This window comes from Nocardioides sp. (genome assembly GCF_030655615.1).
Lineage (GTDB): Bacteria > Actinomycetota > Actinomycetes > Propionibacteriales > Nocardioidaceae > Nocardioides.
This window is the reverse complement of sequence record NZ_JAURVJ010000150.1, coordinates 1-14,649: the sequence shown is the minus strand read 5'-3', so window position 1 is coordinate 14,649 and position 14,649 is coordinate 1. Positions and strand designations below refer to the sequence as shown.

Below are 14,649 nucleotides of genomic sequence, written 5' to 3'. Positions count from 1 at the left end.
CCGCGCCGGCGTCGGCGCCGCTCGGCGGACTCCGGGCCCGACTCGGTGGCCGGCCCGGTCGCCGCGGGCTCCTTGTCGAGGTCGGGTGCCTGCGGCTCTGGGGGGGTCACCGGTCCACCCTAAGCAAGGAGCGGGCCAACCGGCAGGCCGCATCGGGGTGGTCGGCGGCCAGCAGGCCGACGGCCGCCAGGACGTAGTCGCCGTCGACCACGACCCGCGGTCGCTCGGGCAGCTGCCAGCCCCCCTCGAGGTCGGCGCCGAGGCTGCCCTCGAGCACCCGGGCGGCCGCGCCCGGGCGGCCGTGGCGCAGCACGCCGCCGGACGCGACGACGAGCCCGACCTCCCTCAGGTCGGTACCGGTCCGCTCGACGACACGCCCCTCCGGGCCGACCACGACCCGCGACCGGCCGGCGTGACGACGCAGCGCGAGGCCCACCGCCAGCCGTGCGATCGTCTCGTCGTCGTCGCGGTCGCTCTCGCTCTCCGGGAGGTACGCCGGCCGCTCGGCCCGGGTCCGCGCCGCCGGCTCCAGGTCGGGGCGGCCCCCGGCGTCGACGGTCGTGAGCGCCGACCACCGCATGCCGAGGTCGCCCTCGACCGTGCGGGTCACCGCGGTCGGCGCGACCACGTCGCGGGCCAGGGCACCGTCCTCGGGGTCGAGGTCGACCACGGAGTGCACGTCGGTGGTCGCACCGCCCACGTCGACGACCACGACGTCGCCCGCCTCGCGCGCCAGCACCTCGACGCCGGTCAGCACCACGTCGGGCGTCGCGCCGCGCACGAGGCCCACGAAGGCCGCGCCGTCGTCGCGGGCGCTCAGCTGCTTGCCTCCGATGACGTGCGACAGGAACACCTCGCGGATCGCGGCGCGCGCGCCCTCGGGGCGCAGCACCCCGATCTGCGGCACGACGTTGTCGGCGACGACGACGGGCAGGCCCGCGAGCAGCCCGGTCACCTCGGCCGCGGCGTCGGCGTTGCCGGCCACGACGACGGGTCCCCGCCAGCCCGCGCCTACCAGGGCGGTCGCGGCGGCCAGGATCACCTCGGCGTTGCCGCCGTCGGTGCCCCCGGTCAGCAGCACCACGTCGGGCTCGGCCAGGTCGGCCAGGGTGAAGCCCCCGTCGGCGGCGGCCACCACGGCGACGACCTTGCCGCCGCTCGAGAGCGCGACCCGGCGACCGGCCTCGGCGGTGACCAGCTCCTCGTTGCCGACCACCGCGACCCGCAGTCCCCCGCCGGCGCTCGAGCAGGCCAGCACCGGCACGTCCTCGGCCCCGAGCGCGGCGACGCACGCGTCGACCCCGTCGAGGACGTCGGTGTCGATCGTCGTGCGGTGCTCGGCGTGCCCGGCCACGGTCGCGGTGGAGAGGTCGACCAGCGTCGCCTTGGTGAAGGTCGACCCGACGTCGACGCACAGCACCCGACGTACGGCCGAGTCGGCGCTGAGACTCACACGCTGCGCCGACTCGGCCAGTTCCGACTTCACTTCTGCGCCGACTCGGCGTGGCTAGCCGAGGGCACGATCGAGGTCCGCGAGCAGGTCGTCGACGGTCTCGATGCCGACCGACAGCCGGACCAGGTCGGCCGGGACCTCGAGCTCGGTGCCGGCGACGCTCGCGTGGGTCATCCGGCCGGGGTGCTCGATGAGCGACTCGACGCCGCCCAGCGACTCCCCGAGCGTGAAGACCTCGGCGCGCTCGCAGACGGCCAGCGCCTGGGCCTCGCCGCCGGCGGCGCGGAAGGCGACCATGCCGCCGTAGCGCTTCATCTGGCGGCTGGCGATCGCGTGGCCCGGGTGCTCGGGCAGACCGGGGTAGATGACCTCGACGACGCCGGGGTGGCCGGCGAGGAACTCGACGACGGCCTCGGCGTTGTCGCAGTGGCGGTCCATCCGGACGCCGAGGGTCTTGAGGCCGCGGTGGGTCAGGAAGCAGTCGAACGGGCCGGGTACGGCACCGATGGCGTTCTGGTGGAACGTGACCTTGTCGGCGAGGTCGAGGTCGCGGACGACGAGCGCGCCGCCGACGACGTCGGAGTGGCCGCCGACGTACTTGGTCGTGGAGTGGACGACGACGTCGGCGCCGAGGACCAGCGGCTGCTGGAGATAGGGCGAGGCGAAGGTGTTGTCGACCACGAGCAGGGCGCCGGCGTCGTGCGCGACGGCGGCGAGCGCCTCGATGTCACCGATGTTGAGCAGCGGGTTGGTCGGCGTCTCGAGCCACACGAGCCTGGTCTGCCCGGGGCGGATCGCGGCGCGGACGGCGTCGACGTCGGTGACGGGCGCGGGCGTGTGCTCGATCCCCCACGCCTGCTCGACCTTGTCGAAGAGCCGGAACGTGCCGCCGTAGGCGTCGTTGGGCAGCACGACGTGGTCGCCGGGCCGGCAGGTGGCGCGCACCAGCGTGTCCTCGGCGGCCAGGCCGGAGGCGAAGGCGAAGCCGCGCTCCCCCTCCTCGACCGACGCCAGGGCGCCCTCGAGGGCGGTGCGGGTCGGGTTGGCCGAGCGGCTGTACTCGTAGCCGCCGCGCAGGCCGCCGACCCCGTCCTGCTTGTAGGTGGACGTCGCGTAGATCGGCGGGATCACGGCGCCGGTGGTCGGGTCGGGCTCGTAGCCGGCGTGGATCGCACGCGTCTCGAAGCCGCCCTTGAGATGGCTCTCGCGGTGGGAGGGCTGGGTCTGGTCACTCACCGGGTCAGCCTAGGGACTGACCCGGTGGGAGACGATTCAGGCCTGGCCGACCCGGTCAGGCGGTGTCGTGACGACGGCGTCGGCCGCCGACCATCAGCACCAGGCCGGCGAGCAGGACGCCCAGGCCGAGGAGCAGCTGCCAGACCTCGATCGTGGCACCGGTGCCCGGGAGGTCGATCCCGCCGTCGTCGCCGTCACCGTCGCCGGTGGTGGGCGGCGGGACCTCGTCGCCGAAGTCGATGACCACGGTGTCGTTGTTGCCGTTGACGATGTCGCCGTCGGGGCTGACAGCGACGACGGTGGCCTCGTTGACGATCTCGCCGGCGGTGACGTCGGCGGCGGTGATCGTGTAGGGGTCGGCGACGCAGGTGACGGTCTCGCCGGGCGCCAGGGTGCCGGTCGGGCAGGTGACGTCGACGTCGGCCTCCTGGAGCATCGGGTCGTCGATCTCCACGTCGGTGAACGGCAGGTCGCCGGTGTTGGTGACCACGAACTCGTAGACGACCTGGTCGCCGGCGTTGGTGAGGTCGTTGCCGTCGACGTCGACGAGGCGGCGGACGTTCTTCTCGAGCTCGAGGCTGGCCCCGAGCGCCGGGATGGCGGAGACGGTCGAGTCGGCCGGCGAGGTGACCGCGGTGCCGGTCGGGTCGAGCCCGGCGACGGTCGCCACGTTGGTGACGCTGCCGGCCGCGACGTCCGAGGCCTTGATCGTGTACGACGCGGTGCAGGTCGTCGTGGCGCCGGCGGCCAGGGTGGTGGTCGGGCAGCTGACCGCGCCGACCAGTTGGTCGACCACCGCGACCGCGGTGAGCGGGACGTCGCCGGTGTTGGTGACCACGAAGGTGTAGGCGATCGTGTCGCCGGCGTCGACCGTGCCGCTGTCGTTGACGTCGACCGGCTCGCCGGCCTGCTTGTCGAGCCGGAGCGACGCGACGTCGGCGCCGTCGATCGGCGTGGTCTCGGTGTCGGCGTCGGTGACGTCGGGGCCGGTCGGCGGGGTGCCGGTGACCGTCGACGGGTTGACGACCTGGCCGGCGTCGATGTCGGCCTGGGTGAGCACGTAGGTGACCGTGCAGGTCATCGAGGCACCGGGCGCCAGCGTCGCGCTCGGGCAGACCACCGTGCCGGGCAGCCCGTCGACCACGACGACGCCGGTGAGCGTGACGCCGCCGGTGTTGGTCACCAGGAACTCGTAGGTGATCGTGTCGCCCGCGTCGACCACGCCGTTGCCGTTGGCGTCGACGATCGGACCCGCGGTCTCGTCGAGGTCGATGGCGGCCCCGGTCGGGATCGGCGTGGTGAGGGTGTCGGTGTCGGTGACGGCCGCGCCGGTCGGCGGGGTGCCGACGACCGAGCTCGGGTTGACGACCTGGCCGGCGTCGATGTCGGCCTGGGTCAGCGTGTAGACGACCGAGCACGTCATCGAGGCACCGGGCGCCAGCGTCGTGCTCGGGCAGACGACCGTGCCGGGCAGGCCGTCGACCACGGTGACGCCGGTGAGCGTGACGCCGCCGGTGTTGGTCACCAGGAACATGTAGGTGATGGTGTCGCCCGCGTCGATGACGCCGTTGGCGTTGGCGTCGAACGGCGCCATCGCCGACTCGTCGATGGTGATGCCCGGGGTGCCGTCGAGCGGGGTGCTCACGGTGTCGGTGTCGGTCACGACCGGGCCGTTCGGCGGGGTGCCGGCGACCGTGCTCGGGTTGGTGACCTGGCCGGCGTCGATGTCGGCCTGGGTCAGCGTGTAGGTGAGCGTGCAGGTCGTCGTCGCGCCGGGCGCCAGCGTCGTGCTCGGGCAGACCACGGTGCCGGGCAGGCCGTCGGTGACGGTGACCCCCGTCAGCGTCACGCCACCGGTGTTGGTGACGAGGAAGCTGTAGGTGAGGGAGTCACCGGCGTCGATGACGCCGTTGCCGTTGGTGTCGACCGGCGCCCCGGCGGTCTCGTCGAGCGTGATGCTCGGCGTGGCGGTCAGCGGCGTGGTGACCACGTCGGCGTCCGTCACGTCGGCGCCGGTCGGCGGGGTGCCGACGACCGTGCTCGGGTTGACGACCTGGCCGGCGTTGATCTCGGCCTGGGTGAGGGTGTGCGTCGCGGTGCAGGTGAAGGACGCGCCGGGCGCGAGGGCGGTGCCGGGGCACACGACGGTGGTGTCGCCGAGACCGTCGGTGACGGTGACGTCGGTCAGGGTGACGCCGCCGGTGTTGGTGACCAGGAACGAGTAGGCGACGGTGTCGCCGGCGTCGATGGTGCCCGAACCGTTGGCGTCGACCGGGGCCGCTGCGGTCTCGACGATGGAGATCGACGGGGTCGCGGTGAGCGGCGTGGTGACGGTGTCGTTGTCGGCCACGGCGGGGCCGGTCGGCGGGGTGCCGGTGGCCGTCGCGGGGTTGGTGACCTGGCCGGCGTCGATGTCGGCCTGCGTGATCGTGTACGTCGCCGTGCACGTCGTGGTGGCCCCGGGCGCCAGGGTCGTCGCGGCGCAGACCGGTGTGCCCGGGATGCCGTCGGCGACCACGAGGCCGACCAGCGTGGTGCTGCCGGTGTTGGTCACCGAGTAGGTGTAGGTGATCGTGTCGCCGGCGTCGACCGTGCCGGAGCCGTTGGCGTCGGTCGGCGGCCCCGCGGTCTCGACGAGGTCGATGCTCGGGGTCGACGTCAGCGGGGTCGTCTCGGTGTCGGCGGCCGTCACGCCGGCGCCGGTCGGCGGGGTGCCGGTGACCGAGCTCGGGTTGACGACCTGGCCGGCGTCGATGTTGGCCTGGGTGATCGTGTGCGTCGCGGTGCAGGTGAAGGACGCACCGGGCGCCAGCGTCGTGGCGGGGCAGACGATCGTCGTGTCGGCCAGGCCGTCGGTGACGGTCACGTTCGCGAGGGTCACTCCCCCGGTGTTGGTCACCAGGAACGAGTAGGCGACCTGGTCGCCGGCGTCGATGGTGCCGTTGCCGTTGAAGTCGAACGGCGTGGCCGCGGTCTCGTCGAGCGTGATGCTCGGGGTCGCCGTCAGCGGCGTGGTGACGCTGTCGGTGGTGGAGACGGCGGGACCGGTCGGCGGGGTGCCGCTGGCGGTGGCGGGGTTGGTGACGGCGCCGGCGTCGATGTCGGCCTGCGTGATCGTGTAGGTCAGCGTGCAGGTGGTGGACGCGCCGGGCGCCAGCGTGGTGACCGGGCAGACGACCGCGCCCGGCAGGCCGTCGACGACCGTGATCCCGCTCAGCGTGGCGCTGCCGGTGTTCGTGACCACGAACGAGTAGGTGATCGTGTCGCCGGCGTCGATGGTGCCCGAGCCGTTGGCGTCGAACGGCGCGCCGGCGGTGACCGCGAGGTCGATCGACGGGGCCGCGGCGAGCGGGGTCGTGGCGGTGTCGGTGTCGGTCACGACCGGGCCGGTCGGCGGGGTGCCGACGACCGAGCTCGGGTTGGTGACCTGGCCGGCGTCCACCTCGGCCTGGGTGATCGTGTGCGTCGCGGTGCAGGTGAAGGACGCACCGGGCGCGAGCGTCGTGCCGGGGCAGACGACGGCGGTGTCGGCGAGCCCGTCGGTGACGGCGACGTTGGTCAGGGTCGTGCTGCCCGTGTTGGTGACCAGGAACGTGTAGGCGACGGTGTCGCCGGCGTTGATGGTGCCCGAGCCGTTGAAGTCGAGCGGCGCGGCGGCGGTCTCGTCGATCGTGATCGATGGGGCCGCGGTGAGCGGCGTGGTGACCGTGTCGTTGTCGGTGACGGCAGGGCCGGTCGGCGGGGTGCCGGTGGCCGTCGCCGGGTTGCTGACCTGGCCGGCGTCGACGTCGGCCTGGGTGAGCGTGTAGGTGAGCGTGCAGGTGGTCGTCGCGCCGGGGGCCAGCGTCGTGGTCGGGCAGACCACGGTGCCGGGCAGGCTGTCGGTGACGGTGACGCCGGTGAGGGTCGCGCTGCCGGTGTTGGTCACCTCGAACGAGAAGGTGATCGCGTCACCGGCGTTGATGCTGCCCGAGCCGTTGGCGTCGAACGGGGCGCCCGCGGTCTCGACCAGGCTGATCGAGGGGGCCGCGGTGAGCGGCGTCGTGACGGTGTCGGTGTCGCTCACGGTCGGGCCGGTCGGCGGGGTGCCGACGACCGAGCTGGGGTTGAAGACCTGGCCGGCGTCGACCTCGGCCTGCGTGATCGTGTGGGTCGCCGTGCAGGTGGCCGTCGCGCCGGGCGCCAGCGTGCCGGCCGGGCAGACCACGGTGGTGTCGGCGAGGCCGTCGGTGACGGTGACGTTGGTCAGCGTCGTACCGCCGGTGTTGGTGACCACGAACGTGTAGGCGACGGTGTCGCCGGCGTTGATGGTGCCCGAGCCGTTGGCGTCGAACGGGGCGCCCGCGGTCTCGGTCAGCGTGACCGACGGGGTCGCGGCCAGCGGCGTGGTGACGGTGTCGGAGTCGGTCACGGCGGGGCCGGTCGGCGGGGTGCCGCTGACGGTCGCGGGGTTGGTGACCTGGCCGGCGTCGACCTGCGCCTGGGTGAGGGTGTGGACCGCGGTGCACGTGGTGGACGCGCCCGGGGCCAGCGTGGTGACCGGGCAGACCACCGTGGTGTCGGGCAGGCCGTCGGCGACGGTGATCCCGGTCAGGGTCGTGCCGCCGGTGTTGGTGACCACGAACGTGTAGGCGACGGTGTCACCGGCGTCGATCGTGCCGGAGCCGTTGGCGTCGACCGGCGCGGCGGCCGACTCGACCAGGCTGATCGACGGAGTCGCGACCAGCGGCGTGATCTCGACGTCGGCGGCGCTCACCGCGGGCCCGGTCGGCGGGGTGCCGACGACCGAGCTCGGGTTGACGACCTGGCCGGCGTCGATGTCGGCCTGGCTCAGGGTGTGCGTGGCCGTGCAGGTGACCGATGCTCCGGGAGCCAGAGTGGCTCCGGGGCAGGTGATCGCCGTGTCGGCCAGGCCGTCGGTGACCGTGACGGCGGTGAGCGTCGTCGTACCGGTGTTGGTGACGAGGAAGCTGTAGGCGACGGTGTCGCCGGCGTCGATGGCGCCGCTGCCGTTGACGTCGAACGGAGCGGCAGCGGTCTCGTCGATCGTGATCGCCGGGTTGGCCGCGAGCGAGGTGGAGACGGCGGCGGTGTCGTTGACGGTCGGGCCGGTCGGCGGGGTGCCGGTCGCGGTGCTCGGGTTGAAGACCGAGCCGGCGTCGATGTCGGCCTGGGTCAGCGTGTAGGTGACCGTGCAGGTCGTGGTCGCGCCGGGCGCCAGCGTGGTGAGCGGGCAGACCACGGTGCCGGGCAGGCCGTCGACCACGGTGACGCCGGTCAGCGTGACGCCGCCGGTGTTGGTGAGGACGAACGAGTAGGTGATCGTGTCGCCGGCGTTGATCGTGCCGGAGCCGTTGGCGTCGAACGGCGGCGTGGCCGACGCGACCAGGTCGATGCTCGGGGTCGCGGTCAGCGGCGTGGTCACGGTGTCGGCGTCGTTGACGGTGGGGCCGGTCGGCGGGGTGCCGACCACCGAGCTCGGGTTGATGACCTGGCCGGCGTCGATGTCGGCCTGGGTGATCGTGTGCGTCGACGTGCAGGTGAAGGACGCGCCGGGCGCCAGCGTCATGGCCGGGCAGACGATGGTCGTGTCGGCCAGGCCGTCGCTGACCGTGACCCCGCTCAGCGTGACGGTGCCGGTGTTGGTCACCAGGTAGCTGTAGGCGATCGTGTCGCCGGCGTTGACGACCCCGTTGCCGTTGGTGTCGAGCGGGGCGGCGGCGGTCTCGTCGATCGTGATCGCGGCGTTGGCGACCAGCGGCGTGGTGACCGCGTCGGTGGCGGTGACGGCGGGGCCGGTCGGCGGGGTGCCGGTGGCGGTGACCGGGTTGAAGACCTGGCCCGCGTTGACCTCGGCCTGCGTGATCGTGTGGGTGGCGGTGCAGGTGATCGAGGCGCCGGGCGCCAGCGTCGTGGTCGGGCAGACCACCGTGGTGTCGGGCAGGCCGTCGGTGACCGTGACCCCGGTCAGCGTGGTGCTGCCGCCGTTGGTGACCACGAACGTGTAGGCGACGGTGTCGCCCGCGTGGATCGAGCCCGAGCCGTTGGCGTCGAGCGGCGGACCGGCCGACGTGATCAGCAGCAGCGCCGGGCTCGCGGCCAGCGGGGTCGTCGCGGAGTCGGTGTCGGTGACCGCGGGACCGGTCGGCGGGGTGCCGGTGGCCGTGCTCGGGTTGAAGACCTGGCCGGCGTCGACCTCGGCCTGCGTCAGCGTGTGCGTCGCGGTGCAGGTCGTCGAGGCGCCGGGCGCGAGCGTCGTGGTCGGGCAGACGACGGTGGTGTCGGCGAGGCCGTCGGCGACCGTGACGTTGGTCAGCGTCGTACCGCCGGTGTTGGTGACCACGAACGTGTAGGCGACGGTGTCACCGGCGTTGACGGTGCCCGAGCCGTTGAAGTCGAACGGCGGCGCGGCGGACTCGACGAGGTCGACGCTCGGCGTCGCGACGAGCGGGGTGGTCTCGCTGTCGGTGTCGGTGACGGCGGGGCCGGTCGGCGGGGTGCCCACGACCGAGCTCGGGTTGAAGACCTGGCCCGCGTCGAGCTCGGCCTGCGTGATCGTGTGGGTCGCGGTGCAGGTGATCGAGGCGCCCGGCGCCAGCGTCGTGCTCGGGCAGACGATCGTGGTGTCGGCCAGGGCGTCGGTCACCGTCACGCCGGTGAGGGTCACGGTGCCGGTGTTGGTCGCCACGAACGTGTAGGCGATGGTGTCGCCGGCGTTGACGGTGCCCGACCCGTTGGCGTCGAACGGGGTGCCGGCCGACTCGTCGAGGTCGATCGACGGGTTGGCCGCGAGCGGGGTCGTGGCGGACGCGGTGTCGGTGACGGCCGGGCCGGTCGGCGGGGTGCCGCTGGCGGTGACCGGGTCGAAGACCTGGCCGGCGTTGATGTCGGCCTGCGTGATCGTGTACGTCGCGGTGCAGGTCGTCGTCGCACCCGGGGCGAGCGTCGTGGTGGTGCAGACGGGGGTGCCGGGGATGCCGTCACCGACGGTGAGGCCGGTCAGCGTGGTGCTGCCGGTGTTGGTCAGCGTGTAGGTGTAGGCGATCGTGTCGCCGGCGTTGACCGTGCCGGAGCCGTTGGCGTCGAGCGGCGGCGCCGCCGTCACGACCAGGTCGAGGCCCGGCGTGGCGGTCAGCGGCGTGGTCTCCGTGTCGGTGTCGGCCACGGTGGCGCCGGTCGGCGGGGTGCCGACGACCGAGGACGGGTTGACGACCTGGCCGGCGTCCAGCTCGGCCTGGGTGAGGAAGTGCGTCGCGGTGCAGGTCGTCGAGGCGCCCGGCGCCAACGTCGTGGTCGGGCAGACCACCGTGGTGTCGGCGAGGCCGTCGGTCACGGCGACGTTGGTGAGCGTCACTCCCCCGGTGTTGGTGACCACGAAGCTGTAGGCGACGGAGTCGCCGGCGTCGATGGTGCCGTTGCCGTTGAAGTCGAACGGCGCGGCGGCCGACTCGTCGAGGTCGATCGACGGGGTGACGAGCAGCGGCGTCGTCTCGGTGTCGATGGCGGCGACGGCGGGACCGGTCGGCGGGGTGCCGACCACGGACGACGGGTTGGTGACCTGGCCGGCGTCGACGTCGGCCTGGGTCAGCGTGTAGGTGTGCGTGCAGGTGGTGGCGGCACCGGGCGCGAGCGTCGTGGTCGGGCAGACCACGGCCCCGGGCAGGTTGTCGCTGACGGCGACGCCGGTGAGCGTGGTGCTGCCACTGTTGGTCACCAGGAACGAGTAGGTGATCGTGTCGCCGGCGTTGATGGTGCCGTTGCCGTTGGCGTCGACCGGGGCCGCGGCCGACTCGTCGAGCGTGATGCCCGGCGTGGCGGTGAGCGGCGCGACCTCGGTGTCGGTGTCGGTCACGGTGGCGCCGGCCGGCGGGGTGCCGACGACCGAGGACGGGTTGACGACCTGGCCGGCGTCGACCTCGGCCTGCGTGAGCGGGTGGGTCGCGGTGCAGGTGATCGAGGCGCCGGGGGCGAGGGTGGTGGCCGGGCAGACGATGGCCGTGTCGGCCAGGCCGTCGGTCACGGTGACGTTGGTGAGCGTCACGCCGCCGGTGTTGGTCACCAGGAAGCTGTAGGCGATGGTGTCGCCCGCGCCGATGGTGCCGTTGCCGGTGAAGTCGAACGGCGCGGCGGCCGACTCGTCGAGGTCGATCGACGGGGTCGCGACCAGCGGCGTGGTCACCGTCTGCGCATCGCCGACCGCGGGTCCGGTCGGCGGGGTGGCGGTGGCGTTGACCGGGTTGACCACCTGGCCGGCGTCGATGGCCGCCTGGGTGATCGTGTGGACGACCGTGCAGGTCGCGGTGGCGCCGGGCGCCAGCGTCGTGGTCGAGCAGACCACGGTGCCGGGCACGCCGTCGACGACGGTGAGGCCGGTGAGGGTCGTGCTGCCGGTGTTGGTCACCGCGTAGGTGTAGGTGATCGTGTCGCCGGCGTTGATCGTGCCCGAGCCGTTGGCGTCGGTCGGCGAGCCGGCCGTCACCACGAGGTCGAGGCCCGGGGCGGCGGCGAGCGGGGTCGTCGCGCTGTCGGTGTCGGTGACGGCGGGGCCGGTCGGCGGGGTGCCGGTGGCGGTCGCCGGGTTGAAGACGAGGCCGTTGTCGACGTCGGCCTGCGTGATCGTGTAGGTGGCCGTGCAGATGATCGACGCACCGGGGGCCAGCGCCGTGGCCGGGCAGGTGACGACGGTGCCCGGGAGCCCGTCGCTGACCGTGACGCCGTTGAGCGTCACGCCGCCGGTGTTGGTGACCGTGAAGGTGTAGCCGATCGTGTCTCCGGCGTCGACCGCGCCGCTGCCGTTGAAGTCGAACGGCGTGCCGGAGGTGTCGATCAGGAGGACGCCGGGCTGGGCGCTGAGCGGCGTGGTGACGCCGTCGGTGTCGGTGACGGCGGGGCCGGTCGGCGGGGTGCCGGTGGCGGTCGACGGGTTGAACACGCTGCCGTTGTCGACGTCGGCCTGGGTGATCGTGTACGTCGCCGTGCACGTCGTGCTCGTCCCGGGGGCCAGGGTCGTGGTCGGGCAGACCACGGTGCCGGGCAGGCCGTCGGTGACGGTGACGCCGGTGAGCGTGACGCCGCCGGTGTTGGTGACCACGAACGAGTAGGCGATGGTGTCGCCCGCGTTGATCGTGCCCGAGCCGTTGGCGTCGAACGGCGGGGCCGCGGTCTCGACCAGGCTGATCGACGGGGTGACGACCAGCGGGGTCGTCTCGGCGTCGGTGTCGGTCACGTTGGCACCGGTCGGCGGGGTGCCGACGACCGAGCTCGGGTTGAAGACCTGGCCGGCATCCACCTCGGCCTGGGTGAGGGTGTGGGTCGTCGTGCAGGTGAACGAGGCACCCGGGGCCAGCGTCGTGCCGGGGCAGACCACGGCGGTGTCGGCCAGGCCGTCGGTCACCGTCACGCCGGTGAGGGTGACGGTGCCGGTGTTGGTCACCAGGAAGCTGTAGGCGATCGAGTCACCGGCGTTGATGATCCCGTTGCCGTTGACGTCGAACGGGGCCGCGGCGCTCTCGTCGAGGTCGATGGAGGCGGTCGCCACCAGCGGGGTCGTCACGGCGTCGGTGTCGGTCACGTCCGGCCCGGTCGGCGGGGTGCCGGTGGCGGTCGACGGGTTGAAGACGGAGCCGGCGTCGATGTCGGCCTGGGTCAGCGTGTAGGTGAGCGTGCAGGTCGTGGACGCACCGGGGGCCAGCGTGGTGGCCGGGCAGACCACCGTGCCGGGCAGGCCGTCGGTCACGGTCACGCCGGTGAGCGTGGTGCTGCCGGTGTTGGTCACGACGAAGCTGTAGGCGACCTGGTCGCCGGCGTTGATGCCACCGGAGCCGTTGAAGTCGAACGGCGGCGCGGCCGACTCGACCAGGTCGATGCTCGCCGACGGGGTCAGCGGCGTGGTCTCGGCGTCGGCGTCCGTGACGATGGCGCCGGTCGGCGGGGTGCCGACGACGGTGCTCGGGTTGAAGACCTGGCCGGCGTCGAGCTCGGCCTGGGTGATCGTGTGCGTCGCGGTGCAGGTCGTCGAGGCGCCGGGCGCCAGCGTCCGGGTCGGGCAGACGACCGTCGTGTCGGCGAGGCCGTCGGCGACGGTGACGTTGGTCAGGGTGACCCCGCCGGTGTTGGTGACCAGGAACGAGTAGGCGATGGTGTCGCCCGCGTTGATGGAGCCGCTGCCGTTGAAGTCGAACGGCGCCGCGGCCGTCTCGTCGAGGTCGATGCTCGGGGTGACCACCAGCGGGGTCGTCTCGGCGTCGGTGTCGGTGACGTCGGCTCCGGTCGGCGGGGTGCCGACGACGGTGCTCGGGTTGAAGACCTGGCCGGCGTCGATGTTGGCCTGGGTGATCGTGTGCGTCGCGGTGCAGGTCGTCGAGGCTCCCGGCGCCAGCGTGGTGGTCGGGCAGACAACGGTCGTGTCGGCCAGGCCGTCGGTGACGGTGACGTTGGTGAGCGTCACGGTGCCCGTGTTGGTCACCAGGAAGCTGTAGGCGATCGTGTCGCCGGCGTTGACCACGCCGTTGCCGTTGGCGTCGAACGGCGCCGACGCCGTCTCGTCGAGGTCGATGAGGGCCGTGGCCGCCAGCACGGTGGTCACCGAGGCGGTGTCGGTCACGTTCGGGCCGGTCGGCGGGGTGCCGGTCGCGGTCGACGGGTTGAAGACCGAGCCGGCGTCGATGTCGGCCTGGGTCAGCGTGTAGGTGACCGTGCAGGTGGTGGAGGCACCGGGCGTCAGCGTGGTGGCCGGGCAGACCACGGTGCCGGGCAGCCCGTCGGCCACGGTCACACCGGTCAGGGTGACCGATCCGGTGTTGGTGACCACGAACGAGTAGGCGACGGTGTCACCCGCGTCGATGGTGCCGCTGCCGTTGAAGTCCACCGGCGGTGCGGCCGACTCGACCAGGTCGATGCTCGGCGTGGCGGCCAGCGGGGTGGTCTCGGTGTCGGTGTCCGTCACGGTGGCGCCGGCCGGCGGGGTGCCGACGACCGACGACGGGTTGACGACGAGGCCGGCGTCGACCTCGGCCTGCGTCAGCGTGTGCGTCGCGGTGCAGGTCGTCGTGGCGCCGGGCGCGAGGGTCCGGGTCGGGCAGACGACCGTGGTGTCGGCCAGGCCGTCGGTGACGGTCACGTTGGTGAGCGTCGTGCCGCCCGTGTTGGTGACCAGGAAGCTGTAGGCGACGGTGTCGCCCGCATCGATGGTGCCGTTGCCGTTGAAGTCGAACGGCGTCGCCGCGGACTCGTCGAGGTCGATGCTCGGGGTGACGACCAGCGGGGTCGTCTCGGAGTCGAGGTCGGTCACGGTGGCGCCGGTCGGCGGGGTGCCCACGACCGTGGAGGGGTTGAAGACCTGGCCCGCGTCGATGTTGGCCTGGGTGATCGTGTGCGTCGCGGTGCAGGTGAACGAGGCACCGGGCGCCAGCGTCGTGCCGGGGCAGACGATCGTGGTGTCGGCCAGTCCGTCGGTGACGGTCACGTTCGTCAGCGTCACGGTGCCCGTGTTGGTCACCAGGAAGCTGTAGGCGATGGTGTCGCCGGCGTTGATCACGCCGTTCCCGTCGGCGTCGAACGGCGCCGCAGCGGTCTCGTCGAGGTCGATGCTCCGCGTCGCGACGAGCGGGGTCGTCTCGGTGTCGGTGTCGGTGACGGTGGCGCCGGTCGGCGGGGTGCCCACGACCTCGCTCGGGTTGACGACCTGACCGGCTTCGATCTCGAACTGGGTGATCGTGTGGGTCGAGGTGCAGGTGAAGGTCGCGCCCGGGGCCAGCGTCGTGCCGGGGCACACGATGGTCGTGTCGGCGAGACCGTCGGTGACGGTGACACCGTTGAGGGTCGTCGTACCGGTGTTGGTGACGACGTAGGTGTAGGCGATCGTGTCGCCGGCGTTGATGGTGCCGTTGCCGGTGAAGTCGAACGGGGCGGCGGCGACCTCGTCGAGGTCGATCGACGGGGCCGCGACCAGCGGGGTGGTC

At 72.9% G+C, this 14,649-nt stretch carries 3 protein-coding genes; all 3 read right to left on the bottom strand.

Going from position 1 to position 14,649, the window contains the following annotated elements; all coding sequences use genetic code 11:
- Nucleotides 1–106: 106 nt before the first annotated feature.
- Nucleotides 107–1,453 (bottom strand): glutamate mutase L, encoded by a 1,347-nt coding sequence (locus tag Q7T52_RS12505; RefSeq protein WP_304802952.1) that lies wholly within the window; start codon nucleotides 1,451–1,453, stop codon nucleotides 107–109.
- 54 nt (nucleotides 1,454–1,507) lie between these two features.
- Nucleotides 1,508–2,689 (bottom strand): cystathionine gamma-synthase, encoded by a 1,182-nt coding sequence (locus Q7T52_RS12500; RefSeq protein WP_304802950.1) that lies wholly within the window; start codon nucleotides 2,687–2,689, stop codon nucleotides 1,508–1,510.
- A gap of 55 nt (nucleotides 2,690–2,744) precedes the next feature.
- A partial coding sequence (locus tag Q7T52_RS12495) for a hypothetical protein (protein WP_370692321.1) occupies nucleotides 2,745–14,649 on the bottom strand: 11,905 nt, incomplete at its 5' end.